Source organism: Paraburkholderia terricola, assembly GCF_003330825.1.
In the GTDB taxonomy this organism is placed as follows: domain Bacteria; phylum Pseudomonadota; class Gammaproteobacteria; order Burkholderiales; family Burkholderiaceae; genus Paraburkholderia; species Paraburkholderia terricola.
Genome location: NZ_CP024941.1, coordinates 329209 through 353658, shown reverse-complemented (window position 1 = coordinate 353658; position 24450 = coordinate 329209). Strand labels below are relative to the sequence as shown.

The following is a 24450-nucleotide window of genomic DNA, read 5'->3' as shown; positions in this document are numbered from 1 at the left end:
CCCGGCGAGATGGGAAATATCACGATCGCATATAGGTATGCGCGTTCGCGCGCAAGACAGGAACGTGCGCGGCTTTGCTTGCGGGCGACGACCCGACAAGCGGTCGAGCCTCCGTGGCCGGCTACGGGCCTATGAGCGCACGAGAGGTTCGCGCGCTCACATGCCTGCAATGCGGCGAGGCTGGCTAGAACGCGGTCCAGTCGTCGTCCGAGGCGGCCGGCTTCGCGTCCGCGGCGGCCGGGCGCGTGAGCGCCGGCTTCGTGCTTGCAGCAGACGTGGCCGATGCGACAGGCGCGGAAAGCTTCAGCCGAACCGACTGCGGCTCGGCACGCGCGGCCGACTGCATCCGCCCCGTTGCGCCCGCTTCGCGCTTCCCGCCCGCCTGCACCGCCGCCGTCACTCTGCGCGCCGCCAGGGCAGCCGGTCGCTCGGCCACGGCATCCGCGCCGTTCACGCGAAATGCACTCACGGTGTCGCGCAGACGCCTCGCCTGATCCTGCAACGAAGCCGCCGCGGCCGCGGCCTGCTCGACCAGCGCCGCATTCTGCTGCGTCACTTCGTCCATTTGCGTGACGGCGCGGCCGACCTGCGAAATGCCGCCGCTCTGTTCCTCGGACGCCGCCGCGATCTCGCCCATGATGTCGGTCACACGTTGCACCGCTTGCAGGATTTCGCCCATCGTCGCGCCCGCTTGCTGCACGAGCGTCGAGCCGTTGTGCACGCGTTCGACCGACGCGCCGATCAACTGCTTGATCTCCTTGGCCGCCGTTCCCGAGCGCTGCGCGAGGCTGCGCACCTCGCCCGCGACGACCGCGAAGCCGCGGCCCTGCTCGCCCGCGCGCGCGGCTTCCACCGCCGCGTTCAACGCCAGAATGTTGGTCTGAAAAGCAATACCCTCGATCACGCCGATGATGTCGGCGATCTGCCGCGAGCTCTCGTTGATCTCGCCCATCGTGTCGATCACGCGGCTCACCACGTCGTTGCCGCGCGTCGCGATCTCGGACGCGTTATGCGCGAGGCCGCTCGCCTGGCGCGCGTTGTCGGCGTTCTGCTTGACCGTCGCGGTCAGCTCTTCCATGCTCGCGGCGGTTTCCTGCAACGAGGCCGCCTGCTGCTCGGTGCGCTGGGACAGATCGCCGTTGCCGGCTGCAATCTGCTGCGTCGCCGAGGCGATCGATTCCGCCGAACTGCGAATTTCGCCGATGGTCCGCTGCAATCGGCTCTGCATTTCATGCATCGCGGCCATCATGCTGGTCTTGTCATGCGGACGAACCGCGACGGCTTGCGTCAGATCGCCCTGCGCGATATGCGCCGCGAGCCGCGCCGCCTGTTCCGGTTCGCCGCCGAGACTGGCGCGCACGTTGCGGATGATGAGCACCATCGCCAGCGAGATGAGCGCGCCGATCACGAGCACGACGGCGAGGTGTCCCAGCAGCGTCTGATAGTAGACGGTGTCGATGTCCTTGATGAACACGCCGCTCGTGATGTTCCAGTCCCACGGCGCGAAACGCACCACATAGCTGACTTTCGGCACCGCCGTTTCACTGTGCGGCAAACGTCCGCGATATTGCGCGAAGCCGCGGCCGCTGGCCTTGGCGGCATCGACGATCGCCACGTACAACAACTTGCCGTCCGGGTCCTTGAAGTCGCCCACCGGCTTGCCGGTCATTTGCGGCAGCGTCGGATGCATCAGCACGACCGGTTTCGAATCCATTACGAACAGATAGCCGGACTCGCCGTAGCGCATCGTCGCAAGACGGGCGAGCGCCTCGCGCTGGGCATCGGCCTCGCTCATCTTGCCGTTCCGCGAAAGCGCGTAGTAGCCGTTCACGACGCCCTGCGCCGCTTCGACGAGGTTCGCCATGCCCGCCTTGCGCTCGGCCAGCATCGTGCCGCGCGTTTCGATCGCGCTCCACAAGCCGACGCCGAGCAGCCCCAGCCATACGAGCGCGAGCGACAGCCATAGTTTGCGATTCAAACTCATCCTGCTCATTGAGGTCTCTCTCGTGTGATTTCGTTTTGAGTGCCGCGCACGCCAATACCGGCGGCAAACGATTGCCACGGTTATATCGGCATGGCGGACGCTCAACTTGAGAAAACCGTAAGGGGCCCGATCGCTGGAAGAAAGGCCGCGAGGCGAGTCGGCCGTACGCAGGAAACCCGCGGCTGACCGATAATCGAGGGCCAGGTGGCCGCGAATCCGAGCGGTCCATTCGATTCATTCAATTGCCTGCGAGAACACTTATGTACGTCATCAATCTCATCTACACCGCACCGCTCGAACGTATCGACGACGCGCTCGAAGCGCACCGCGCGTTTCTGACGAAGCACTTCGATGCAGGCGTATTCGTGGCCGCCGGGCCGAAGATGCCGCGCGACGGCGGCATCATTCTGGCGGTGCGCATCGAGCGCGATAAGCTGGACGAGATTCTCGCGAGCGACCCGTTCGCGCAACAAAATCTCGCGCGTTACGAAGTGACGGAGTTCAAGACGACGCGCCTCGCGGCGGGGTTGAATTTGCCGGTTCCGGCTTGAAAACGGCAGCGAGGAAGGGATTTGAGAACGGGGCGCGCGGCTGATAGGCGCGCCCCCATGTATCGAAGCGTCAGTCGAGCAGCAGCTTGATGTCGTGCACCCAGGGCGCCGCGCCCTGGCCGTCGCGCGCGAACAGACGCAGTTTGCCGTTCGTGTCGAGCACGTAGCTCGCCGCCGTGTGATCCATCGTGTAGCTGTCCGGCGTCTTGCCCGGCACTTTCGCATAGTAGATGCGGAAGTCTTTCGTGACCTTGGTGAGTTGCGCCTGATCGGCCGGACGCAAGCCGACGAACGTCGGGTTGAACGCCGGCACATATTGCGCGAGCAAAGCGGGCGTGTCGCGCTCGGGATCGACGGTGACGAAAAGCACCTGTACGCGCTTCGCGTCTTCCGGGCCGAGTTGCTGTAGCGCTTGCGAGAGTTCGGCCATCGTCGTCGGGCAGACATCCGGGCAATGCGTGTAGCCGAAGAACAGCACCACGACCTTGCCCTTGTAATCCGCCATTGTGCGGATCTTGCCAGACGTGTCGGGCAGCGCGAAGTCGCTCCCGAATTGAGTATTGCCGGTGATGTCGAGATTCTGGAACGCCGGCGGCTGCTTGCCGCAGCTTGCCAGCAGCGCGGTGCCGCCAAGCGCGCAAGCGATCACGGCGGTCCGCACGGCAGCACGCGCCGTGCGCGCGAAGCGGTTTTTGAGCATGGGATTAAACGCCGATCAGGACGCGTGCGTAATGGTCGATCAGCAGCGCGGCGAACAGCAGCGACAGATAGACGATCGAATAACGGAAGGTTCTGCGCGCCAGATCGTCCGAATACTCCCGATAGATCTTCCACGCATACGCGAGGAACACGGCGCCGAGCAGCGCCGCCGCCGCGAGGTACACCACGCCGCTCATGCCGGAGATGAACGGCATCATCGTGACCGCGAACAGGATCACCGTGTAGAGCAGGATATGCAGACGCGTGTACTTCTCGCCGTGCGTGTTCGGCAACATCGGCAAGCCGGCGTTTTCGTAGTCTTTGCGGCGATAGAGCGCGAGCGCCCAGAAATGCGGCGGCGTCCACACGAAGATGATCAGCACGAGAATCCATGCGTCCCCAGGCACGTGGCCGGTGACCGCGGCCCAGCCGAGCGCCGGCGGCATTGCGCCCGAGGCGCCGCCGATCACGATGTTCTGCGGCGTGGCGGGCTTGAGCAGCAGCGTATAGATGACCGCGTAGCCGACGAAGGTGGCCAGCGTCAGCCACATGGTCAGCGCATTGGCGAACGTGTAAAGCGTCCACATGCCGAGGCCGCCGAGCACGGCCGAAAACGACAGGATCTGCGTGGTGGTGATTTCGCCGCGCGCGGACGGCCGCCATGAGGTGCGGCGCATCTTTGCGTCGATTTTCTGTTCAACGAGGCAGTTGATCGCGAACGCCGCGCCGGCCAGCAGCCAGATGCCGACGGTGCCGCCGATCAGCACGGTCCACGGCACCATGCCGGGCGTCGACAGAAACATGCCGATGACCGCGCAGAACACCGCAAGCTGCGTGACGCGCGGCTTGGTCAGGGCGATGTACTGGGAGACCCGGCTGCCGGGCGTTTGGGAGAGAGTTGTGCTGTCCATGTGGGTCACGCTGGCGCGGCATCGCGCGCGGGCAACGCGGCGCGGCCGGGACGGCTAGAAGCGATTCGAAAGTTTAGCATAACGAGTAGCAGCAGCAGGATCGCCGCGCCGCCGTTATGGGCGACCGCAACGGGTAGCGGCCATTGCAAAACGATGTTCGACAGCCCGGTGATGAACTGGATCAGCACGACCAGCAGCACGCCGTCTGCCGGACGGCGCAGCGACTCGAAGCGGCGCAGTTTCAGCGCGAACCACACCAGATAGGCGACCACCACGATCGCGAACGTGCGGTGCGTCCAGTGAATCGCGACCAACGCATCCTGCGTGATCATGTCGCCGTCGCGGGTCATCCCGAGTGCGCGCCACAGGTGGAAGCCGTGCTCGAAGTCCATCGACGGGACCCATTGGCCGTTGCAGGTCGGGAAGTCCGTGCAGGCGAGCACGGCGTAGTTCGTGCTGACCCATCCGCCCAACGCGATCTGCACGATCAGCAGCACGAGGCCGGCGATGGCCGCCGCGCGCCAGCGCGCGGCTTCGGGCTCGTAAGCGGGCAACGGCGTCTGCCGGGCGGCCAGCCAGCCGAGCGTGCCGAGCAGCGCGAGGCCGAGCAGCAAGTGAATCGTCACGATCACCGGTTGCAGTTTCATCGTCACGGTCCATGCGCCGAATGCGCCCTGCACCAGAATCAGCAGCAACAGCGAGGTCGGCCACCACGGCGACACATGCAGCGGGCGGCGCTTGATGCGCGCCGTCCACGCAATCACCGTCTGCGCGATGATCAGCACGCCGATCGCCATGGCGAAGTAGCGGTGGATCATTTCGATCCATGCCTTCGTCATGCTGACCGGGCCGGTGGGCATCGCCTGATGCGCGGCAGTGATCGCCGCATGCGCGATGAACGGCGACGACGTGCCGTAGCAGCCCGGCCAGTCGGGACAGCCGAGGCCGGAATCGGTGAGGCGCGTGAAGCCGCCGAACATCACCAGGTCCAGCGTCAGGAAGGTGGTGAGCCAGACCAGCTTGCGGAATTTGTTGTCGTCGGCCTTGACCCACACGTAGGACAGCGGCAACAACGCGATACACAAGCCGATCAAGGCCAATTGCAGGACGAACATCTTCTCTCTTATCCTGGTTGCGGCATCAGCCGATGCTCGACCATTTGAGCAGCTTGGTCACGTCGCCCTTGATCTTGCTGGGGTTCGGATCTTTCGGGAAACGCATCATCAGATTGCCGTTCGGATCGACCATGTAAATGTGATCGGTGAGTTGGGTGCCGGTATCGGCCGGCAGCCACGCGGCCACTTGCGCCGGGTCGGCGATCAGCATGTTGGTATCGGGATACGCTTTTTGTATCACGTCCGCGACGTTGCCTGCGTCGGTGCGCAGCCATACTTCGACGACGCGCTCGCGCTCCGGTCCCTGCGCCGCGCGGATTTGCCGCATGAAGTAGAGCTTGGTGACACAGGCTTTGTCGCACGCGCTGTTGTCGACCGAAATCAGCAGCCAGCGGCCGCGCAGCGAAGCGAACTTGAGCGGCTTGCCGTCCTCGCCCGTGACCATGAGCGAGTCGGGGATCGGCCGCTGCGGTTCGACCAGCTTGCCGTAACTCGTGCTGCCGCCGGTCGGCTTGATCACGTAGTACGTGACATACGACACGACGATCGGCGCCGCGCAGACGATCGCCAGCAACAACAGGATCCAGCGGCCACGCTCCCATGAGCCCTTGCCGTTGGGTTGGCCGGGCATCGCTTGCTTCGGAGCTTCGGATTTGCCGGCTTGCGGCGAACGGGGAGATTGCGTCGACACTACAGAACCTCTTTCAATGATTGCGCGGTCGCCGGCCCGTGCGTGGCCGACGAAACCGCATGCGCTGCGTTACACGCCCGGCGCGTGCTCTTTTTTTGCCGCGCGGCGCGCGGCGTACACGCCGAAGACGAGCGCCGCGGCCGCCATGCCCCACCACTGGAACATATAGCCGTAATTGCGCTCGACGCCGCTCGTCGGCGCAGGCCAATCGCGCACCAGTTTGTCGCCGTCGTCGTTCAATTGCTGGATCACGAACGATTGCAGCGGCAGGCCGGTTTCCGCGGCGTAAGCGGCAATATCCAGATTCTGCCGGATCAACTGATGCGCGGCCGAACCGCCCTGCCCCAACTCGAAAGCGCGCGAAGCATCGGCGCGCGCGATACCCTCGATTTCGATCTCGCCTTGCGGCGTGGCATACGGCGCGATGGTCTCGCGATTGCTCATGTTGCGCGGCAACCAGCCGCGATTGACCAGCACATAACCACCGTCGGCCAGTTTAAAAGGCATCACGACGTAAAAGCCAGGCTGATCGTTATACGGACGATTATCGAGGTACACGACCTTGTCCGCGACGAAACTGCCGCGCGCCTTCACGCGATGGAATTCGATGTCCTTCAATTCGACCGCCTGGCTGCTCACCGGCTGCGCCGGCGCATGCTCGAACTGCGTGATGTGCGCTTCGAGCGCTTCCTTTTGATGCGCGCGCTCGCGCTGCCAGAAACCGAGCCGCACCGTCACCACGATCACCAGCAGAATCAGCAGTGCGGGAATGAGGCGAATTTTCATCGAACGTGCTCCGGCATCGCGCGCCGCACCACCGGGAAGGTACGGCAGACGCTAGCGCGCGGTGAGATAATGATCGTCTCGCCAATGCGCTTTCCGCTTTCAGTTGGTTCCATGCACATTCTCGTTCCCGTCGCCTTCGTCCTGATCATCGCCAGCATGGTGTCGGCGCTGTACTTCATGATGCATGACAAGGGCAAAACCAAGCGGATGGTCTGGTCGCTCGCCACGCGGGTGGGCCTGTCGATCTCGCTGTTCCTGTTCATCCTGTTCGCACACTGGATGGGCTGGATTCAGTCGACCGGTATTCCTTACGGGCGTTGAGCCCGGCGGAAAGTCCCCCACTCCGCTAAACAAAACGCCGCCCTGACAGGGTCGAGGGCGGCGCTGATCCGTTCCTTATGCGCCGCGTCCTTCACAGACGTTGCGCGACCGGCTTCTCATGCGATTCCGGCGAACCGGCGGACGCAAGCCGGACTGCGTTACAGCCAGTACACCACGACGTACAGCCCCAGCCACACCACGTCGACAAAGTGCCAGTACCAGGCGGCGCCTTCGAACGCGAAGTGATGCTCCGCCGTGAAGTGGCCGCGAATCATGCGCGCCAGCACCACCGCCAGCATCGTGCCGCCGAGGAACACGTGGAAACCGTGGAAGCCCGTCAGCAGGAAGAACGTCGAACCGTACACGCCCGAGGCCAGCGTCAGGTTCAGTTCGTGGTAAGCGTGAAAATACTCGTAGCCCTGAAAGAACAGAAAGACGACGCCGAGCACGAGCGTAGCCGCCAGCCAGATCATCGCCTTCTTGCGATGATCTTCGCGCAGCGCGTGGTGCGAAACGGTCAGCGTGGCGCCCGAAGACAGCAGCAGCGCCGTGTTGATGGTCGGGATCGGCCACGGCTGCATCGACTTGAAGGTCGACACCAGCGCTGCCGGACCATTGTTCGGCCACACCGCGGAGAAGTCCGGCCAGATCAGCTTGTAATCGAGGCTGCCGAGTTGATGCAGCGCGATTTCGCGCGCGTAGAACAGCGCGCCGAAGAACGCGCCGAAGAACATCACTTCGGAGAAGATGAACCAGCTCATGCTCCAGCGGTACGACTTGTCGACATTCTTGCCGTACATGCCGCCTTCCGACTCGGCGATCGCGTCGCCGAACCAGTGCCACAAGGTAAAGAGCAGCCACAACAAACCGACGACAACGCCAATCGGCGCCCAGTCATGCGCATTGATCCAGGCCGCCAGCGATCCGAGCATGACCAGCAACCCAACCGCGGCGCTAATCGGATGCCGCGACGGATGCGGTACGAAATAGTACGGGCTCTCGTTTTGACCGCTCATTCTTGATTCTCCACTTCAGTCCAGTTGTTCCGGAATCTCCGGCTGTATCTTCGGCGGCGCGTCGATACCGCACCGCTTCACTCTAATTCGTGGGCTTTGCTTCGCCCTGTATCCTGCGCGCGCCTACCGCTTCAACCCACCACGGTCCGCACGACCAGGATCAGCACGCCGATGAAAACGGCCGCGCAGATCAACGCCGCCGCAATCACATGCAGCGGGTTCAACTGCGTGGCGTCCGCTTCCAGATCGCGGCGCTTGCGCACGCCGAAAAACGACCAGAGCACGGCTCGCATCGACTGGCCAAAACTGCTCTTGCGCGGACTGCCGCCGTTATTGCTCATCTCGTCTTCCTTCGCCAGCAGCTCATGCCGTCAAGCGGGGTTGGCGGCGGTTGCCGCCGTATTGGCCGGGAGCGCCGCGCTTCCGGTCTTCGCCGCGGCCGGCGTGCTCAATTCAAAGAACGTGTACGACAACGTGATCGTTTTCACATCCTTCGGCAACTTCGGATCGACCACGAACACCACCGGCATCCGCTTGGTCTGATTCGCGGTCAACGTCTGCTGCGTAAAGCAAAAACACTCGATCTTCCTGAAGTACTCGGTGGCCTGTTTCGGCGCGTAGCTCGGAATGGCTTGCGCCTGAATCGTGCGCGCCTGCTCGTTGCTGACCTCGTACATCACCGTCGTCACTTCGCCCGGGTGCACGTCGAGGCTGCGCTGCTCCGGCTTGAAACCCAACGGGCCGCGCGCGTTCGCGTCGAATTCGATCGAAATCGTGCGGCTCATGTCGACCTGCGTATTCTTCGCCTCGCGCGCCGTGGCATCACGCTGCACGAGGTTGTTGATGCCGGTGATCTCGCAGATCGCGCGGTACATCGGCACCAGCGCAAAACCGAAACCGAACATCATCAACGCGACCACGAACAGCTTGATCAGCATCGAACGGTTAAAAGAGCGGTCGGCGTGAGCCGGCGGTTGCGTCGACATCTCAATCCTCAACAAACCTGCAAACGGACTTCAACCGCCGCGTCAGGAGAACCACGCCTGATTGATGATGACGCTCGCAAAAAATATCGCTGCGATGGCGAACATCACAAGTCCAATCCGCCTGTTGCTTGCGCGAATCTGTTCCGGCGTACGTCTTTCCTGTGGATTGCGCGTCATGCTCAAGCTTCTGAATACCTTTGTGACACGGCGGAAACCGCCGCTACGGCTGCCGGCCCGGAGGGCGACGCGCTATCCGCGCCGCCGCCGAAACCGGCTATCGCGCTGGCTGACGATTACTCGACCGTCGGCGGGTTTTCGAACGTGTGGAACGGAGCCGGACTCGGCACGGTCCACTCGAGGCCCGTTGCGCCGTCCCACGGCTTGTCGCCGGCCTTTTCATGGTCGCCGCCGCCACGGTAGGCCGGCAATGCAACCGCGAACAGGAAGTACACCTGCGCCAGACCAAAACCGAAAGCGCCGATCGAGATGACCTGATTCCAGTCGGTGAACTGGGCCGGGTAGTCAGCGTAGCGACGCGGCATGCCTGCGAGACCGACGAAGTGCATCGGCAGGAACGCGAGGTTGAAGAAGAACATCGACGCCCAGAAGTGGATCTTGCCGCGCGTTTCGTTGTACATCCAGCCGGTCCACTTCGGCGCCCAGTAGTACCAGCCGGAGAAGAGCGCGAAGAGCGACCCCGCCACCAGCACGTAGTGGAAGTGCGCCACCACGAAGTAGGTGCCGTGATATTGAATGTCGAGCGGCGCCATCGCGAGCATCAGGCCCGACAGACCGCCGAACGTGAACACCAGCAGGAAGCCGACCGCGAACAGCATAGGCGTTTCGAAGCTCAGCGAACCGCGCCACATCGTCGCGACCCAGTTGAACACCTTCACGCCTGTCGGCACCGCGATCAGCATCGTGGCGTACATGAAGAACAGTTGGCCCGTCACCGGCATGCCGGTTGCGAACATGTGGTGCGCCCAGACCATGAACGACAGAATCGCGATCGACGAGGTTGCGTACACCATCGAGCTATAGCCGAACAGCGGCTTGCGCGAGAACGCCGGAATCACCTGCGACACGATTCCGAACGCCGGCAAGATCATGATGTACACCTCGGGGTGCCCGAAGAACCAGAAGATATGCTGGTACATGACCGGGTCGCCGCCGCCGGCCGCGTTAAAGAACGACGTGCCGAAGTGACGGTCGAACAGCACCATGGTGATCGCGCCTGCGAGAACCGGCATCACGGCAATCAGCAGGTATGCGGTGATCAGCCATGTCCAGACGAACATCGGCATTTTCATCAGCGTGAGGCCGGGCGCGCGCATGTTCAGGATCGTCACGACGATGTTGATCCCGCCCATGATCGACGAAGCGCCCATCAGGTGGACCGCGAAAATCGCGAAGTCCATGCCGGGGCCCATCTGCGTGGACAACGGCGCGTAGAGCGTCCAGCCGGCGGCGGTCGCGCCGCCCGGCGAGAAGAATGAACCGACCAGCAGGACCGCCGCCACCGGCAGCAGCCAGAAGCTGAAGTTGTTCATCCGCGCGAAAGCCATGTCCGATGCGCCGATCTGCAGCGGCACCATCCAGTTCGCGAAGCCGACGAACGCCGGCATGATCGCGCCGAACACCATGATCAGGCCGTGCATGGTGGTCAACTGGTTGAAGAACTCGGGGCGCATGATCTGCAAACCCGGCTCGAACAGTTCGGCACGGATCATCAGCGCCATCACGCCCCCGGAGAGGAACATGACGAACGAGAAGATCAGGTACAGCGTACCGATGTCCTTGTGATTGGTTGCGAACAGCCAACGGCGCCAGCCATGCGGCGTTTCGTGGGCATGGTCGCCGTGCACGTGCTCGTGGCCCGCGACTACATCGTGTCCGATGCTAGACATGACAATCTCCTAAAGCAAATACTGCGATGCTGACCATGAACACGTCAGGCAGCCGGGCTGATCTGAACACGCCGGGCTTCTTTCGCGTCGCTGCCGCCCGTGATCGTTTCCGGCTTCTTCAAAATAATGTGGTCTTCGGCGATGCCGGCTGCTTTCAACGCGTCGCGCACGGCTTCGGCGCGGCTCTTCGCGAGCTTGGCGTTGGTGTCGGCGGAACCGGTGGCGTCGGTGAAACCGGACAGCGTGAACTTCGCGTCCGGATGCGCCTTCGCGTAAGCCGCGGCCGCCTCGACCGCCGCTTTCGCGTCGGCCGGCAGCGTGCTCTTGCCCGTATCGAAGTAGACGCTTGCCGGCAATGCCGCTTGCGCTGCGGCCGCGCTGTCCGAAGCGCCCGCGGCTGCTTCCGCGCCCGAGGCACCCGAAGCCGCCGCCGCACCCGAAGCCGCTTCGGCACCGCTCGCCGCCGCGCCTGCGTCGGCCAGATGGTTGCCGCCTTCGGGCAGCTTGCCGTTACGCGCGTCCGCCACCTGCTTCGGCTGGAGAATGTCGCCCGTGTGGTTGCTCCACGCGTTACGTTCGTATGTGATGACCGAGGCGATCTCGACGTCGTTCAGCGTCGGCGCCCACGCAGGCATCGCGTTCTTGCCCTTCAGCACGAGGCTTACGTGCTCGGCCAGCGGGCCGTGCGCGACCTTGCTGCCGTCGATCGCCGGGAATGCGCCCGCGCCCTTGCCGGTCGGCTGATGGCAGACCGCGCAATTCGCCGCGTACACCTTGCCGCCGCGCTCCATCAACTCGGCCAACGTGTAGGTCTTGTTCGGGTCGTCCTTGCCGGCCGCCATTTTCTTCTTTTGCGTGTCGACCCACTTCGCGTAGTCGTCGGCGGACAGCACCTCGACCACCACCGGCATGAACGCGTGTTCCTTGCCGCACAGTTCGGTACAGAAGCCACGGAACGTGCCGACCTTTTCAGCCTTGAACCACGTGTCGCGCACGAAACCCGGAATCGCGTCCTGCTTCACGCCGAAAGCCGGCACGTACCAGGAGTGGACCACGTCGTTCGCGGTGGTGATGATGCGGATCTTGCTATTGACTGGAACGACGAGCGGATTGTCGACTTCCTGCAGATAGGTAGTGGAAATCGGCTGACGACCGTCGGTTTCCGCACGCGGCGTGGAGAGCGTGGACAGGAAACTGATGCCCTCGCCCGGACCCTTCACGTAGTCGTAGCCCCACTTCCACTGGTAGCCGGTGACCTTGATGGTGACGTCGGCGTTCGTGGTGTCCTTCATCGCGACGACGGTCTTGGTGGCGGGCAGCGCCATCAGCACGACGATGACGAACGGCACGATCGTCCAGATGATTTCGACGGTGGTGCTTTCGTGGAAATTCGAAGCCTTGTGGCCTTTCGATTTGCGGTGAGCAAAGATCGAATAGAACATCACAGCGAACACGCCGATGAAGATCACCGTGCAAAGAATCAGCATGAACGTGTGAAGGCTGTAGAGCTCCTCAGCGATTTTCGTCACAGGCGGCTGGAGATTGATCTCGTTGACGGCAGGGCCGCCCGGAACATCGCCCACTGCCAGGGCGGCACCGGCGAAAAGCAGTCCGCTGGTCGCCAGCACGCCCATGAGGGCTCGCTTGATTGTTTTCATAGCTTCCTTACCCAAAATTTCCATTCAAACCCTCGACCCCGCCGGCAGGCTGCCCCGCGCTCCCCGTGAACGCCGCGCGCTCGACACGTCTAGCAACGTGTGAGCCACATGCGCAGTTCGCCTGCGAACTGCGCGCGCCGATACTGCGCGAGATGTTGCCCGATCATGACCGTCTGCCCGCGCGAGATCAGCTTGATCTGCTCGCGCGGCGTTGCGCCCGCCTCGATCCGCACCCAGCGCGGATTGAATTCAAATTGCGTGAGCCGCTCGCCGCTGACCTGCTCGATCACGAGCCGGTTCTGAAACAGCCGGATGCGCTCGTAATCAACAGCATGACGCGCATAGATGGCAAACGCGACGCCCACCGCCAGCAATTCGATACCGGTGAACGGCAACACCAGCCAGGCGCCGACCAGAACCAGCATGAAAGCAATTGCCAACGAGAACAACGCAAGCGACACGTAGAGACATACGAACTGCCGTGGAGACATCGAACAGTTGCGCTTCATGATCCAGTCTTTGAGGACCGGTTCCGAATCCGCCAGCAGATCTGATGCTTCCATCGCAGCCTCCTGCGAATCCCCGGCTGCGGACAGTGCTCGCGACCACCATGCGGCCGCTCGCTACACCGCCGCGCCACTTCATTTTGCAGCCCTGCGTCTCGGGCCTGCCGCCCCAAATGTGGGAACTCCGGGCGACAAACTGACGCATTATAGGCGCGATCCATAGCATCCACAAGCAAGCCTCGGCTGGCTCACAAGCCAGGCGTGACAAGCCTCCGCGCCGTTTTGACGCACCTTTTGCGCGTCCTTCGAAGCGGTAATTTCGGGCATAACAGATGCCCGCTTTACCGCCTCGTTGATTCCTCAACGGTTCCTCGAGGAACCTCGTCCGATATCCTCGATCCGCACGATGCCATGACCTTCGGCCGTGGTGCGCGGCACGGCTTTCCATGCGTGTCCGTAGATCACCTCGAAGGTCAGCGCGATGGTGCCGTCCGCGCGCCGACGGGCTTCGAGCGCCCCGAGCAGCGCCTTGTGCAGCCTGCGTGCGGCGGCACTCGATGACGCTTCGCGCTCGAACGGATAGGCGCCCCAGCGGCGCACGTCCGCGAGCAGCGACTCGGGGGACTTGTAGGTGATCGTGAGCGTTTCCTGGTCCATCACTGGAATCTCGAAGCCGCTCTCGACCAGCATGTCGCCCAGATCATGCATATCGACAAAGTCGATCACGTGCTTGCGCATGACGACGCCGTGCGCGGCCTCGACTTCCGCATAGGCGCCGCGCAATTCCTTGAGCGAATCAGGGCCGAGCGTGCTGAACATCAGGAGCCCGTTGACCTTCAGTACCCGCTGCCATTCTGGAAAGACGAGATCGGGACGCGAATGCCAGTGCAGCGCGAGGTTTGACCAGATGAATTCGAAGGCGCCGGCCGCGAACGGCAGCGCCGAGAAGTCGGCCTGCGCGAATCGTGGGCCGCGGGCGCCGAGCGCCTTGCCGAGCGTTGCCGGCAGAAATCGCCGCCAACTCGTGTCGCCGGAATCGTGGCGCAGCGCGCGGCTGAGCATGCCATGCGAGAGATCGGAGCCGAACACCGGCGCCTCGGGAAAGCGCTCACGCAGCGCGGGAATGTCTTCGCCCGCCCCGCAGCCGGCATCGAGGACGCTCGCCGGCGTCACCTTGATGTAATCGAGACGCTCGCGCATGCGCTGGGCGATTTCGCGCGGCAGGAAGGCGACCTCGTCGAAGGTCGCGGCACGGCGGTCGAAAATCCGCCGCAGACGCCGGGAATCATAGGCCGGACGGCCAGATTGAGCGGAAGTTGGGGACATGAGTGTCGTACTGGCGTGGAGCCCGAAGTATACTCGTTCGCTTCCCTTCATTCAGTGCGAAAGGCCTTCGGGCGGTCGAATCATGCCATTCCGTCTGTTTTCTTCATTCCCCGGCGGTTCGACCACGCGCTTCGTTCGTTTTGCACACGGCTTGCGTTCGGCATGGCCGCATGTGACCCAAGCCGTGCGGCCGAATCTGTGCGCGTTATGCGGCGATTTGTCGCATAAGACACTGTGCGCCGGTTGCGACGAAGCGTATTGGAATGAAAGCCGATTGCGGTGCACGGTATGCGCCGAGCCCTTGTCGGAGATGCGAGCGGCGAGCCGTGCCTACTATCGCTGCGCGGATTGCATCGGTGAGCCGCCCTCGTTCGACGCGACCCTCGCGTTGGCGGATTACCGTCCACCGCTCGACGCGTTGGCGCTCGGCCTGAAATTTCGCGCCCGGTTGATGCTGGCGCGCGAGTTCGCGCTACGCCTCGCTCGGCTCGCGCAAGACTCGTGGCAGGACAGATCGGCGCGGCCCGATGTGATCGCGCCCGTGCCGCTCGCCCGCCAACGTCTCGCCGAGCGCGGCTACAACCAGGCGTGGCAAATCGCGAGGCCGTTGGCCCGCGCGCTGACTGTGCGCGGCAACGCCACCTTGCTGCATCGCGTGATCCATACCGCGCCGCAATCGCGGCTCGACCTGGAGGCGCGCCGGCTGAACGTGGGCCGCGCCTTCAAGGTGGCCGAACCGGTGCAAGGCCTGCATGTCGGCATCGTCGACGATGTGATGACGACCGGCGCCACGCTCGAGGCACTGGCAAGCACGCTCAAAGCCGCCGGTGCGCGGCGGGTCACCAACTTCGTCGCGCTGCGCACACCGAAAAACTAGTCTCCACCTGGTCTCATCATGTTCAACGTCGTTCTCGTAGAACCGGAAATTCCGCCGAACACCGGCAACGTCATCCGTCTGTGCGCCAACACGGGCGCGCGGCTGCATCTGATCGAACCGCTCGGCTTTCCGCTCGACGACGCCAGGATGCGCCGCGCCGGTCTCGACTATCACGAGTATGCACAAATGAACGTGCATGCCGATTGGCCGGCGTTCGTCGCCAAGGAATCGCCGGACCCGGCGCGTATGTTCGCCTTCACCACGCGCGGCTCGGGTCGCTTTCACGAGCATGCGTTTCAATCCGGCGACTGGTTCGTGTTCGGCGCCGAAACGCGCGGCCTGCCCGACTCGGTGCTCGACCAGTTCGCCAACGAGCAGCGCGTGCGTCTGCCGATGCGCCCCGGCAATCGCAGCCTGAATCTGTCGAATACGGTGGCGGTGGTGGTGTTCGAGGCCTGGCGTCAGACCGGCTTCGAGGGCGGCGCCTGACGGCGCTTCAATTCGGCTTCGTAGCGCGCAAGCATTGCATCGTCGAAACAGGCGAATATCACCCGCTCGATCCGCGGCGCGCGCGGCAAGTTTTCGAGTACGGTGCCGACCGCAATCCGCACCGCTTCGTCGGCGGGGAAACGGTAGATGCCGCAGCTAATCGCGGGAAACGCGATGCTCTTGCAATCCGCCTCGCGCGCCACTTCGAGCGAACGCTGATAGCAGGACGCGAGCAGGTCGGCTTCGCCGTGCGCCCCGCCTCGCCAGACCGGGCCGACCGCATGGACCACATGTTTGGCAGGCAGGCGGTAGCCGCCGGTGAGCTTCGCGTCGCCGGTCGCGCAGCCGCCGAGCTGCTCGCATTCATGCAGCAACTCCTTGCCGGCCGCGCGATGAATCGCGCCATCCACGCCGCCTCCGCCTAACAACGACGTATTCGCCGCGTTGACGATCGCATCCACGCCGAGCGTCGTGATGTCGACCACGCGTGCTTCGAGCGTGCAACGATTGAAGGTGAACATGGGAACCTCGCTGGTCCGAAGCGTCGATAAAACGTGGACAGCGAGATGGGGCAACCGTTCAGCGCTTTTGCGCGTTGAACGGTTGAAGACTCGAACTGTAAGGTGGCGCCTATTCGGCTTTGGAATCGCGCCGCAGCAGGGCGCTGACGGCGTCGCGAGGCGCTATGCCGTCGAACAGCACGGCGCACACCGCTTGCGTGATGGGCATCTCGATCGCGTGAGCGCGCGCGATCGCCAGCACGGCCTGCGCGCAACGCACGCCTTCGGCCACGTGACCGAGGCCGCCGAGAATGTCGTCGAGCGTACGACCCGCGGCGAGTTGCATGCCGACCGTGCGATTGCGCGACAGGTCCCCCGTTGCGGTGAGAATCAGATCGCCGAGGCCGGTCAAGCCGGTGAACGTTTCGGCCCGTCCGCCGAGCGTCACGCCCAGCCGTGACATTTCCGCGAGACCGCGCGTGATCAGCGCCGCGCGTGCGTTGAGACCGAGACCGAGACCGTCGGCGATGCCCGTTGCGATCGCCAGCACGTTCTTCACCGCGCCGCCCACCTCCACCCCGACGACGTCGTCGCCGGTATAGATGCGCATGGCGCCGTGATGGAACGCGGCGACCGTGCGCTCGCGACATGCCGCCGACACACTCGCGATCGTCAGCGCAACCGGCAAGCCCTGGCCGACTTCGCGCGCGAAACTCGGACCCGAGAGTACGCCGGTGCTGCCATGCCCCGGCAGTTCGGCTGCGACCACCTGATGCGGCAACAACTGCGAGTCGGCTTCAAAACCCTTGCACAGCCAGATTACGTGCGCCGGCACCTTGCCCGCATCCCGCATCGCCTGAAAGAGACCGCGCAGTCCGGCCACGGGCGTTGCGACGACGCATAACGCGTCGTCGGCGAGCGCGTGATCGAGTGCCGCGCCCAGGTCAGCTTCATAGCGAAGTGCCGGCGGCAAGGCAACGCCCGCCAGGTAGCGGGCGTTTTCGCGCGAAGCGCGGAGCTCGGCGACGAGCGCTGGCTCGCGCGCCCACAACACCGTGTCGTGCCGCGCGGCCAGATGGCCGGCGAGGGCCGTGCCCCATGCACCGGCGCCGAGTACAGCGACCTTCATAGCCGGCACCGCCTGTGGCGCGTTAATGCGTGACGCCGTTTTGCGCCGCGCCGTCCTGGCCGCCCATTTGCGCGAGACGTTGCTCGTACAGCGCCTGGAAGTTGATCTCGGCCAGATGGATCGGCGGGAAACCGGCGCGGGTAATTGCGTCGGCGATGTTCGAGCGCAGGTATGGGAACAGGATCGTCGGGCAGGCAATGCCGACCAGCGGATCGATCTGTTCGGCCGGAATGTTGCGGATGTCGAAAATGCCGGCTTGCTTGGCTTCGATGAGGAACGCGACCTTCTCCGACACCTTGGCCGTGACCGTGCCCGTGACGAGAATTTCGAACACGGTGTCGGCGAGGCGTTCGGCCTTCACGTCGACTTCGACTTCGACCGAGGGCATTTCCTGCTCGAGGAAGATGCCCGGCGAATTCGGCTGCTCGAGCGACATGTCCTTCAGGTAGATGCGCTGGATGTTGAAGAACGGCTGGTTATTCTCGTCGGACATGATTGAATGGTTCCCTGATGGATGTGCATAGCGGCGGCCCATGGCTTCAAGGGCCGCCAGATCGTTGCGACGCATCGCCCGCCCTGTAAAGGCCGGGATGCGCCGGCTTGTATTTCACCCGCCCTGCTCATGCGGCGCGCGGGCGCCGCGAATTCAGGCGGCTTCTTCGAGCAGAGGCATCAAACCGCCCGCGCGATCGAGCGCGGAAAGGTCATCGTACCCGCCGACATGCGTCTCGCCGATGAACACCTGCGGCACCGTGCGGCGGCCGGTCCGCGTCATCATTTCCTCGCGGCGGGCCGGGTCCTTGTCGATCAGTACCTTCTCAACGTGCTCGACGCCGCGCGACTTTAAAAGACGTTCGGCCATCTGGCAATACGGGCACACCTGCGTGCTGTACATGATGACTTTATTCACTTGGCTACTCCTTGTTTCACCACCGGCATGCCGGCTTTCTGCCAGGCGTCGACGCCGCCTTCCAGAACGTGGACTTCGGCGTACCCTGCATCCTGAACGATACGCGCCGCCTTGTTCGACTGCTGGCCGTTCTGGCAGACCAGCAGCACCGGGTTGCTCTTGTTCTTCACGAGCTGCGCGACTTTCGCCTGCAGCTCCGCGAATTCCAGGTGCCGCGCCGCGGGCAAATGACCCTTGGCGAACTCGGCGGACGGCCGCAGATCGATGACCGCCGCGTTGCGCCGGTTGATCAGTTGCGTGGCTTCAGCGGCCGACAGGCCACCGCGGCCGCGCCGGCTGATCGTCGGCCACAGCAGCAACCCACCGGAGATGAGGACGATCGCGATCAGTACAAGGTTTGTGTAATCAGTGAAAAACTTCACGGAAAATCCGCCGAAAAAGAGAGAAATCGAAAAGGGCAATCCGGCCATTATAAAATAACCGTCTGACGCGATGGCGACGCTCCTCGCGAGCAAGCTCGCCGCGCTTTACCGCTTCCTTACTACCGACCGGCAATCTCATGTACAAACTCGTTCTCATCCGCCACGGCGAATCGACGTGGAACAAGGAAAACCGCTTCACGGGCTGGGTCGACGTCGACCTCACCGAGCAGGGTAATCGTGAGGCGCAGCAAGCGGGCGTGCTGCTGAAGGAATCGGACTACACGTTCGACATCGCCTACACATCGGTGCTCAAGCGCGCGATCCGCACCTTGTGGCACGTACAGGATCAGATGGATCTGATGTACCTGCCGGTGGTGCATTCGTGGCGTCTGAACGAGCGTCATTATGGCGCGCTGTCGGGTCTGAACAAGGCCGAAACCGCCGCCAAGTTTGGGGACGAACAGGTGCTGGTCTGGCGCCGCAGCTACGACACGCCGCCGCCGGCGCTCGAGCCGTCGGACGAACGCGCGCCCTACGACGATCCGCGCTATGCCAAGGTGCCGCGCGAGCAACTGCCGCTCACCGAGTGCCTGAAAGACACCGTGGCGCGAGTGCTGCCGCTGTGGAACGAGTCGATCGCGCCGGCCATCAAGTCGGGCCGCAAGGTGGTGATCGCGGCGCACGGCAACTCGATCCGCGCGCTGGTGAAGTATTTGGACGATATTTCGGACGCGGACATCGTCGGGCTGAACATTCCGAACGGCGTGCCGCTCGTCTATGAACTCGACGAGAATCTGAAGCCAATCAAGCACTATTATCTGGGCGACCAGGAAGCGATCGCGAAGGCGCAAGCCGCGGTCGCCAAGCAAGGCAAGGCGGGCTGATCGCGTCGTCCGGCCGCCGCCCTCCGATGAAAAATACGGCTGGGCGCGGCAAACGGCGCAGCCCCGCGCCGAACGGCAGAGACGCGGCTAGCATCGCACAGGCGCGCTCGTGGCCGGCGTCCGCCGCTTGCGGTGCATGACTTCGGCGGTGGGGCACATTCCGTCGAACCAGGCCCGGCATGTGCTGTCGAATCACGATTGCCCGCACCGCGCCCTGAGTGCGCGGGTGTGCAGTTATACTTGTCCGTCCCCATCTCTATCGACGCTGCCACGCGCTTCCGACCGCAACAGACTCTATGCGAAAGAACCTGAAAACTATCGGCCTGATTGCCGCGGGCCTTGCTACTGGCGCATTTGCCACCCTGCAACTCTCGGCCTCGGCCCAGCAACCCGCCAGCGCCACGGCAACCCCGCTGCCGCTGGACCAGCTCAGGCTCTTTGCCGAAGTGTTCGGGCAGATCAAGCATGAGTACGTCGAACCGGTCGACGACAAAAAGCTCCTCACCGCCGCGATCAAGGGCATGGTGTCGAGCCTCGACCCGCACTCGTCGTACCTCGACAAGACCGATTACGAAGAACTGCAGGAGCAGACCAAGGGTCGCTTCGCGGGGCTCGGCATCGAAATCTCGTCGGAAGACGGCCTGATCAAGGTGATCTCGCCGATCGAAGACACGCCGGCGTTCCGCGCTGGCATTCGCCCGGGCGACCTGATCACGCGTATCAACGACAAGCCCGTGCGCGGAATGACGCTCGACCAGGCGGTCAAGCAGATGCGCGGCGAGCCGGGCACCAAGGTCACGCTCACCATTTTCCGCAAGACCGACGACCGCACGTTCCCGCTCACGGTCACGCGCGCGATCATCAAGGTCCAGTCGGTCAAGATGAAGATCCTCGCGCCGGGCTATGCGTACGTCCGCATCACCAGCTTCCAGGAACGCACCACGCCTGACCTCGCCGCGCGGCTGCAGGACATCGCGCGTCAGCAGCCGAACCTGAAGGGTCTCGTGCTCGACCTGCGCAACAACGGCGGCGGTCTGCTGCAAAGCGCGGTCGGCGTCGCGGGCGCATTCCTGCCGCCGAATTCGGTGGTGGTGTCCACCAACGGGCAGATTCCGGATTCGAAACAGGTCTATCGCGACACCTACGACAACTACCGCTTGCAATCCTTCGACAGCGATCCGCTGAAGGACGAAGCGCCGATCTTCAAGACCGTGCCGATGGTCGTGCTGACCAACGCCTACTCGGCGTCGGCTTCGGAAATCGTCGCGGGCGCGCTGCAGGATCAGCACCGCGCGCTGATCGTCGGCAAGACCACCTTCGGCAAGGGCTCGGTGCAAACCGTCCGGCCCATGACGGCCGAAACCGCGCTGCGCCTGACCACGGCGTACTACTACACGCCGAGCGGCCGTTCGATTCAAAACAAGGGCATCCGTCCTGACATCGCGGTGGATCAATACGCCGAAGGCGATCCGGACGACGCGCTGGTCACTCGCGAAGTCGACTACTCGAATCACCTGGCGAACACCCAGGATCCGAACGAGAAGAAGGAAGCGGAACGGCGCGAACAGGAACGCATGGATCAGTTGCGCCAGCTCGAGGAGCAGAACGACAAGAAGACGCCTGAACAGCGTCAGAAGGATCGTGAGCGTAAGCCGGTGGAGTTCGGTTCGGGCGACGACTTCATGCTGCAACAGGCTTTGAACAAGCTGCAAGGCAAGACCGTGCAGGAATCGAAGTCGCTGACCGAGCGGCGTCTGGCACAGAACAAGCCGGCCACATCGGCCTCCGCGCCGGTGGCGGTGAAGCCGACTCAACCGGTTCCGGGCGCATCGGGTCCGGCTTCGGCGGCCGCACCGGCCTCGGCTCCGGCCAAGTAAGCAGCAAACCGGACGTGTCTTCGCAGCGAAACTTGCTGCGAAGACACGCCTCGGAACACGAAAAAACGCTCCAGCAAAACCCGCAGCAAGCCGCACCCTTCGCGCGATTAAAATAACAGCAACGAAAACGCGCGCCGCAAACCGCCGGTTTGCGTTCCATTGCGCGACACTCACGCGCCCCGCCATGAACGACGACCAACTCCTCCGCTATTCCCGCCATATCCTCGTCGATGAAATCGGCATCGAGGCGCAGCAGCGCTTTATCGACGCGCACGCGATCGTCGTCGGCGCGGGCGGGCTCGGTTCGCCCGCTGCGATGTATCTCGCGGCGGCAGGTGTCGGCCATTTGACGCTGGTCGATGCGGATACGGTCGATCTCACGAATCTGCAACGGCAGATCCTGCACGTGACGGCATCGGTCGGCAGAAAAAAAGTGGAATCCGGGCGCGACGCGATCGCGCGGATCAATCCCGAGGTCGCGGTGAACGCGGTGGCGGAACGCGTCGACGACGCGTGGCTCGACCGCGAAGTGCCGCACGCGACTGTCGTGCTCGATTGCACCGATAACTTCGCGACGCGCCACGCGATCAATCGCGCCTGCGTGCGGCACGGCGTGCCGCTGGTGTCGGGCGCGGCACTGCGCTTCGACGGCCAGATCAGCACCTTCGATTTTCGTGACGACGCGTCACCCTGCTACGCGTGTGTGTTTCCGGAAGACCAGCCGTTCGAGGAAGTCGCCTGCTCGACGATGGGCGTGTTCGCGCCGACGGTCGGCATCATCGGTTCGATGCAGGCTGCGGAGGCGCTCAAAGTGATCGGAAATATCGGCACGCCGCTGACGGGCCGCCTGACGATGCTCGATTCGCTGCGGATGGAATGGAACACGATGCGCATTGCGCGCCAGCCGGATTGCCCAGTGTGTGGTGAACAGCATCGGGACTGAGCATGCAAGACGCTGAATGAACAAACGCCGCAGATGTGCGGCGTTTGTTCATTCGAAGCCGATCCGATCCGGCAAACCTCGCTAAGCCAACGCCACGCGCTTGAGCGCGGCCTGCACTTCTTCGGGTTCGAACGAAGCCAGCACATCGGCCACCGGCTTTTCCAGCGTCTTCAGATGCGAGCGCAAAATTTCCTGCTTGACCACCAGCAGTTGACTCGGATGCATCGAGAACTCGGTGAGGCCCATGCCGAGCAGTAGGCGCGTCAACGCCGGATCGCCCGCCATCTCGCCGCATACCGACACCGGCACCCCCGCCCGCTTCGCCTCGCGCAGCGTGAACGCGATCAGATGCAGCACCGCCGGATGCAGCGGGTCGTACAGATGCGCGACCGAGTTGTCCGCGCGATCGATCGCCAGCGTGTACTGAATCAGATCGTTCGTGCCGATCGACAGGAAATCCAGTCGCTTCAAAAACAGCGGCAACGCGATCGCCGCAGCCGGAATCTCGATCATTGCGCCGACCTGCACGTTCGGATCGTAGGCCATGCCGGCATCGTCCAGTTGACGCTTGGCTTCGCGAATCAGATCGAGCGTCTGGTCGATTTCCTGCGCGTGCGCGAGCATCGGAACCAGGATCTTCACTGTGCCGAACGCCGACGCGCGCAAAATCGCGCGCAGTTGCGTGAGGAACATCTGCGGCTCCGAAAGGCTCCAGCGAATCGCTCGCAGTCCGAGAGCCGGATTCGCGGCGGTTTCGTAGCCATCGCCGCCACCCATCGAGTCGAGCGGCTTGTCGGCGCCCACGTCGATCGTGCGGATCGTGACCGGCAAGCCGTTCATCAACTCGACCGCGCGACGGTACGCGCCGAACTGCTCCTCCTCCTCGGGCAAGCGGTCCTTGTGGTTCATGAACAGGAATTCGGTGCGAAACAGTCCGACACCCGTTGCGCCCGCATCGAGCGCCGCGCGCGCGTCGTCCGGCAGTTCGATGTTCGCGCACAGTTCGATACGCGTGCCGCACAGGGTTTGCGTCGGCGAGAATTTCAGGCGCTGCAGCTTGCGCTGTTCGAGCGCTTTTTCGCTTTGACGATACGAGTACTCTTCCAGCACGATCGGCGCCGGATCGACGATCACGATGCCATGATCGCCGTCGACGATGATCAGGTCGTCCTGACGGATCAGCGCACTCGCGTGCTGCACGCCGACCGCGGCCGGAATGCCGAGACTGCGCGCGACGATCGCCGTATGCGAGGTGCGGCCGCCGAGGTCCGTGACGAAACCCTGAAACGTTTGCGTTTTGAATTGCATCATGTCGGCCGGCGCGATGTCGTGCGCAACCACGATCATTTCGTCGCACGCGCCGTGCACACCGTCCACCAGCGCCACCGACGCGCCCGCGAGCGCCTTCAACACGCGCTCCACCACCTGCTCGATGTCGGCTTTGCGCTCACGCAGGTATTCGTCCTCAATGTCGTCGAAATGGCGCGACAGGCGCTCGAGCTGTTCGGTCAGCGCCCACTCCACGTTATAACGGCGCGTGCGGATCAGGTCGATGGTTTCCTGCACGAGCATCGCATCGTTCAGGATCATTGAATGAACGTTGATGAACGCGCCCATTTCGCTGGGCGCGTCCGCGGCGAGGTCGGCACGCAGCGTGTCGAGTTCGCCATGAACGAACTGCTGGGCCGCACGGAAACGCTCGACCTCGCTCTCGATCTGAGCGGGTTCGATCAGGTAATGGTCTACGTCGAGTGCAGCCGGGGCGATCAGGTAAGCCCGCCCAATGGCGATACCGCGTGACACGGGAATTCCATGCAGCGTGAAGGACACGCGCACCTCCTCTAGTTGTGTGATGCCGCGGCAAACCGCTGCAGTGCTCTCAGACTCTCGTCGCCATTATAAATTCCACGCCCCTCGCGCGGGCGCCGGGGCTGTGTGCAGCGCAGCACGAATTGTCGCAGC

Annotated in this window: 27 protein-coding genes; 7 read left to right on the top strand and 20 right to left on the bottom strand. The window is 63.5% G+C overall.

Annotated features, from left to right (window positions below):
- Positions 1-184 precede the first annotated feature (184 nt).
- Positions 185-1993 (bottom strand): methyl-accepting chemotaxis protein, encoded by a 1809-nt coding sequence (locus CUJ90_RS01620; RefSeq protein ID WP_114161821.1) that lies wholly within the window; start codon positions 1991-1993, stop codon positions 185-187.
- 251 nt (positions 1994-2244) lie between these two features.
- Here CUJ90_RS01620 and CUJ90_RS01615 point away from each other — a divergent pair, with 251 nt between their 5' ends.
- Positions 2245-2535: a YciI family protein gene (locus tag CUJ90_RS01615; protein WP_073429383.1), complete on the top strand. Its 291-nt coding sequence runs from the start codon at positions 2245-2247 to the stop codon at positions 2533-2535.
- A gap of 70 nt (positions 2536-2605) precedes the next feature.
- On the opposite strand, the gene CUJ90_RS01610 is transcribed toward CUJ90_RS01615, so the two are convergent.
- The 5 genes from CUJ90_RS01610 to CUJ90_RS01590 all read right to left on the bottom strand — a co-directional run bounded on the left by CUJ90_RS01610 (position 2606) and on the right by CUJ90_RS01590 (position 6737).
- Positions 2606-3235, bottom strand: coding sequence for an SCO family protein (locus tag CUJ90_RS01610; protein ID WP_114161820.1), 630 nt, complete (start codon positions 3233-3235; stop codon positions 2606-2608).
- Between the two features lie 4 nt (positions 3236-3239).
- The gene (gene cyoE, locus CUJ90_RS01605) at positions 3240-4145 is read right to left on the bottom strand and encodes a heme o synthase (protein ID WP_083084739.1); all 906 of its coding nucleotides are present in this window, start codon (positions 4143-4145) and stop codon (positions 3240-3242) included.
- Positions 4146-4150: 5 nt separating this feature from the next.
- Positions 4151-5260, bottom strand: coding sequence for a COX15/CtaA family protein (locus CUJ90_RS01600; RefSeq protein ID WP_114161819.1), 1110 nt, complete (start codon positions 5258-5260; stop codon positions 4151-4153).
- A 25-nt stretch (positions 5261-5285) separates the two neighbouring features.
- Positions 5286-5951, bottom strand: a complete 666-nt coding sequence (locus tag CUJ90_RS01595) for an SCO family protein (RefSeq protein WP_114161818.1) — start codon at positions 5949-5951, stop codon at positions 5286-5288.
- A gap of 69 nt (positions 5952-6020) precedes the next feature.
- Positions 6021-6737, bottom strand: a complete 717-nt coding sequence (locus CUJ90_RS01590; RefSeq protein ID WP_073429378.1) for an SURF1 family protein — start codon at positions 6735-6737, stop codon at positions 6021-6023.
- Between the two features lie 111 nt (positions 6738-6848).
- Between CUJ90_RS01590 and CUJ90_RS01585 the strand changes: the two genes are divergently transcribed.
- Positions 6849-7058, top strand: a complete 210-nt coding sequence (locus CUJ90_RS01585) for a twin transmembrane helix small protein (RefSeq protein ID WP_073429377.1) — start codon at positions 6849-6851, stop codon at positions 7056-7058.
- A 158-nt stretch (positions 7059-7216) separates the two neighbouring features.
- Here the strand turns inward: CUJ90_RS01585 and CUJ90_RS01580 are convergent, their stop codons facing one another.
- From CUJ90_RS01580 to CUJ90_RS01550, 8 genes are all read right to left on the bottom strand, one after another.
- Complete coding sequence (locus CUJ90_RS01580) at positions 7217-8074, bottom strand: cytochrome c oxidase subunit 3 (protein WP_073429376.1); 858 nt, start codon at positions 8072-8074, stop codon at positions 7217-7219.
- Between the two features lie 131 nt (positions 8075-8205).
- Entirely contained in the window at positions 8206-8415 is a 210-nt protein-coding gene (locus CUJ90_RS01575) for a DUF2970 domain-containing protein (protein WP_073429375.1), read from the bottom strand.
- A 30-nt stretch (positions 8416-8445) separates the two neighbouring features.
- A complete protein-coding gene (locus tag CUJ90_RS01570; RefSeq protein ID WP_114161817.1) occupies positions 8446-9060 on the bottom strand; it encodes a cytochrome c oxidase assembly protein in 615 nt (204 codons plus the stop codon).
- 42 nt (positions 9061-9102) lie between these two features.
- Positions 9103-9237 (bottom strand): cytochrome oxidase small assembly protein, encoded by a 135-nt coding sequence (locus tag CUJ90_RS33125; RefSeq protein WP_090518769.1) that lies wholly within the window; start codon positions 9235-9237, stop codon positions 9103-9105.
- A 116-nt stretch (positions 9238-9353) separates the two neighbouring features.
- A complete protein-coding gene (ctaD, locus tag CUJ90_RS01565) occupies positions 9354-10967 on the bottom strand; it encodes a cytochrome c oxidase subunit I (RefSeq protein WP_073429373.1) in 1614 nt (537 codons plus the stop codon).
- A 44-nt stretch (positions 10968-11011) separates the two neighbouring features.
- Positions 11012-12649 carry a cytochrome c oxidase subunit II gene (coxB, locus tag CUJ90_RS01560; protein ID WP_114161816.1) on the bottom strand — a complete coding sequence of 546 codons (1638 nt, stop codon included), beginning with the start codon at positions 12647-12649 and terminating at the stop codon, positions 11012-11014.
- Positions 12650-12714: 65 nt separating this feature from the next.
- On the bottom strand, positions 12715-13188 hold the full coding sequence (locus CUJ90_RS01555; RefSeq protein ID WP_073429371.1) for a DUF2244 domain-containing protein: 474 nt from the start codon (positions 13186-13188) through the stop codon (positions 12715-12717).
- A gap of 303 nt (positions 13189-13491) precedes the next feature.
- Positions 13492-14457 (bottom strand): methyltransferase domain-containing protein, encoded by a 966-nt coding sequence (locus CUJ90_RS01550; RefSeq protein ID WP_073429370.1) that lies wholly within the window; start codon positions 14455-14457, stop codon positions 13492-13494.
- An 82-nt stretch (positions 14458-14539) separates the two neighbouring features.
- Between CUJ90_RS01550 and CUJ90_RS01545 the strand changes: the two genes are divergently transcribed.
- Positions 14540-15334: a ComF family protein gene (locus CUJ90_RS01545; RefSeq protein WP_114161815.1), complete on the top strand. Its 795-nt coding sequence runs from the start codon at positions 14540-14542 to the stop codon at positions 15332-15334.
- Positions 15335-15352: 18 nt separating this feature from the next.
- A complete protein-coding gene (gene trmL / locus CUJ90_RS01540; protein ID WP_114161814.1) occupies positions 15353-15823 on the top strand; it encodes a tRNA (uridine(34)/cytosine(34)/5-carboxymethylaminomethyluridine(34)-2'-O)-methyltransferase TrmL in 471 nt (156 codons plus the stop codon).
- On the opposite strand, the gene CUJ90_RS01535 is transcribed toward trmL, so the two are convergent.
- From CUJ90_RS01535 to CUJ90_RS01515, 5 genes are all read right to left on the bottom strand, one after another.
- Entirely contained in the window at positions 15796-16344 is a 549-nt protein-coding gene (locus CUJ90_RS01535; RefSeq protein ID WP_114161813.1) for an O-acetyl-ADP-ribose deacetylase, read from the bottom strand. The two genes, trmL and CUJ90_RS01535, sit on opposite strands and share 28 nt — an antisense overlap.
- Before the next feature lie 109 nt (positions 16345-16453).
- On the bottom strand, positions 16454-17452 hold the full coding sequence (locus CUJ90_RS01530) for an NAD(P)H-dependent glycerol-3-phosphate dehydrogenase (protein ID WP_083084752.1): 999 nt from the start codon (positions 17450-17452) through the stop codon (positions 16454-16456).
- A 22-nt stretch (positions 17453-17474) separates the two neighbouring features.
- On the bottom strand, positions 17475-17945 hold the full coding sequence (secB, locus tag CUJ90_RS01525) for a protein-export chaperone SecB (protein ID WP_073429365.1): 471 nt from the start codon (positions 17943-17945) through the stop codon (positions 17475-17477).
- 153 nt (positions 17946-18098) lie between these two features.
- The gene (gene grxC / locus CUJ90_RS01520) at positions 18099-18362 is read right to left on the bottom strand and encodes a glutaredoxin 3 (protein ID WP_073429364.1); all 264 of its coding nucleotides are present in this window, start codon (positions 18360-18362) and stop codon (positions 18099-18101) included.
- Positions 18359-18784, bottom strand: a complete 426-nt coding sequence (locus CUJ90_RS01515; RefSeq protein WP_073429450.1) for a rhodanese-like domain-containing protein — start codon at positions 18782-18784, stop codon at positions 18359-18361. Before CUJ90_RS01515 ends, grxC begins: the two co-directional genes overlap by 4 nt.
- Before the next feature lie 137 nt (positions 18785-18921).
- Between CUJ90_RS01515 and gpmA the strand changes: the two genes are divergently transcribed.
- From gpmA to CUJ90_RS01500, 3 genes are all read left to right on the top strand, one after another.
- Complete coding sequence (gene gpmA / locus CUJ90_RS01510; RefSeq protein WP_073429363.1) at positions 18922-19668, top strand: 2,3-diphosphoglycerate-dependent phosphoglycerate mutase; 747 nt, start codon at positions 18922-18924, stop codon at positions 19666-19668.
- A 296-nt stretch (positions 19669-19964) separates the two neighbouring features.
- Positions 19965-21545, top strand: coding sequence for a S41 family peptidase (locus CUJ90_RS01505; RefSeq protein ID WP_083084753.1), 1581 nt, complete (start codon positions 19965-19967; stop codon positions 21543-21545).
- Positions 21546-21729: 184 nt separating this feature from the next.
- The gene (locus CUJ90_RS01500; protein WP_114161812.1) at positions 21730-22488 is read left to right on the top strand and encodes a HesA/MoeB/ThiF family protein; all 759 of its coding nucleotides are present in this window, start codon (positions 21730-21732) and stop codon (positions 22486-22488) included.
- Positions 22489-22569: 81 nt separating this feature from the next.
- Here the strand turns inward: CUJ90_RS01500 and ptsP are convergent, their stop codons facing one another.
- Positions 22570-24318 carry a phosphoenolpyruvate--protein phosphotransferase gene (ptsP, locus tag CUJ90_RS01495; RefSeq protein WP_083084756.1) on the bottom strand — a complete coding sequence of 583 codons (1749 nt, stop codon included), beginning with the start codon at positions 24316-24318 and terminating at the stop codon, positions 22570-22572.
- Positions 24319-24450: the final 132 nt, after the last annotated feature.

Excerpts from the sequence above, each read along its gene's own strand:
- CUJ90_RS01620 (WP_114161821.1), bottom strand. The coding sequence starts at position 1,993 with ATGAGCAGGATGAGTTTGAATCGCAAACTATGGCTGTCGCTCGCGCTC.
- CUJ90_RS01615 (WP_073429383.1), top strand. The coding sequence starts at position 2,245 with ATGTACGTCATCAATCTCATCTACACCGCACCGCTCGAACGTATCGAC.
- CUJ90_RS01610 (WP_114161820.1), bottom strand. The coding sequence starts at position 3,235 with ATGCTCAAAAACCGCTTCGCGCGCACGGCGCGTGCTGCCGTGCGGACC.
- cyoE (WP_083084739.1), bottom strand. The coding sequence starts at position 4,145 with ATGGACAGCACAACTCTCTCCCAAACGCCCGGCAGCCGGGTCTCCCAG.
- CUJ90_RS01600 (WP_114161819.1), bottom strand. The coding sequence starts at position 5,260 with ATGTTCGTCCTGCAATTGGCCTTGATCGGCTTGTGTATCGCGTTGTTG.
- CUJ90_RS01590 (WP_073429378.1), bottom strand. The coding sequence starts at position 6,737 with ATGAAAATTCGCCTCATTCCCGCACTGCTGATTCTGCTGGTGATCGTG.
- CUJ90_RS01585 (WP_073429377.1), top strand. The coding sequence starts at position 6,849 with ATGCACATTCTCGTTCCCGTCGCCTTCGTCCTGATCATCGCCAGCATG.
- CUJ90_RS01580 (WP_073429376.1), bottom strand. The coding sequence starts at position 8,074 with ATGAGCGGTCAAAACGAGAGCCCGTACTATTTCGTACCGCATCCGTCG.
- CUJ90_RS01575 (WP_073429375.1), bottom strand. The coding sequence starts at position 8,415 with ATGAGCAATAACGGCGGCAGTCCGCGCAAGAGCAGTTTTGGCCAGTCG.
- CUJ90_RS01570 (WP_114161817.1), bottom strand. The coding sequence starts at position 9,060 with ATGTCGACGCAACCGCCGGCTCACGCCGACCGCTCTTTTAACCGTTCG.
- CUJ90_RS33125 (WP_090518769.1), bottom strand. The coding sequence starts at position 9,237 with ATGACGCGCAATCCACAGGAAAGACGTACGCCGGAACAGATTCGCGCA.
- ctaD (WP_073429373.1), bottom strand. The coding sequence starts at position 10,967 with ATGTCTAGCATCGGACACGATGTAGTCGCGGGCCACGAGCACGTGCAC.
- coxB (WP_114161816.1), bottom strand. The coding sequence starts at position 12,649 with ATGGAAATTTTGGGTAAGGAAGCTATGAAAACAATCAAGCGAGCCCTC.
- CUJ90_RS01555 (WP_073429371.1), bottom strand. The coding sequence starts at position 13,188 with ATGGAAGCATCAGATCTGCTGGCGGATTCGGAACCGGTCCTCAAAGAC.
- CUJ90_RS01550 (WP_073429370.1), bottom strand. The coding sequence starts at position 14,457 with ATGTCCCCAACTTCCGCTCAATCTGGCCGTCCGGCCTATGATTCCCGG.
- CUJ90_RS01545 (WP_114161815.1), top strand. The coding sequence starts at position 14,540 with ATGCCATTCCGTCTGTTTTCTTCATTCCCCGGCGGTTCGACCACGCGC.
- trmL (WP_114161814.1), top strand. The coding sequence starts at position 15,353 with ATGTTCAACGTCGTTCTCGTAGAACCGGAAATTCCGCCGAACACCGGC.
- CUJ90_RS01535 (WP_114161813.1), bottom strand. The coding sequence starts at position 16,344 with ATGTTCACCTTCAATCGTTGCACGCTCGAAGCACGCGTGGTCGACATC.
- CUJ90_RS01530 (WP_083084752.1), bottom strand. The coding sequence starts at position 17,452 with ATGAAGGTCGCTGTACTCGGCGCCGGTGCATGGGGCACGGCCCTCGCC.
- secB (WP_073429365.1), bottom strand. The coding sequence starts at position 17,945 with ATGTCCGACGAGAATAACCAGCCGTTCTTCAACATCCAGCGCATCTAC.
- gpmA (WP_073429363.1), top strand. The coding sequence starts at position 18,922 with ATGTACAAACTCGTTCTCATCCGCCACGGCGAATCGACGTGGAACAAG.
- CUJ90_RS01505 (WP_083084753.1), top strand. The coding sequence starts at position 19,965 with ATGCGAAAGAACCTGAAAACTATCGGCCTGATTGCCGCGGGCCTTGCT.
- CUJ90_RS01500 (WP_114161812.1), top strand. The coding sequence starts at position 21,730 with ATGAACGACGACCAACTCCTCCGCTATTCCCGCCATATCCTCGTCGAT.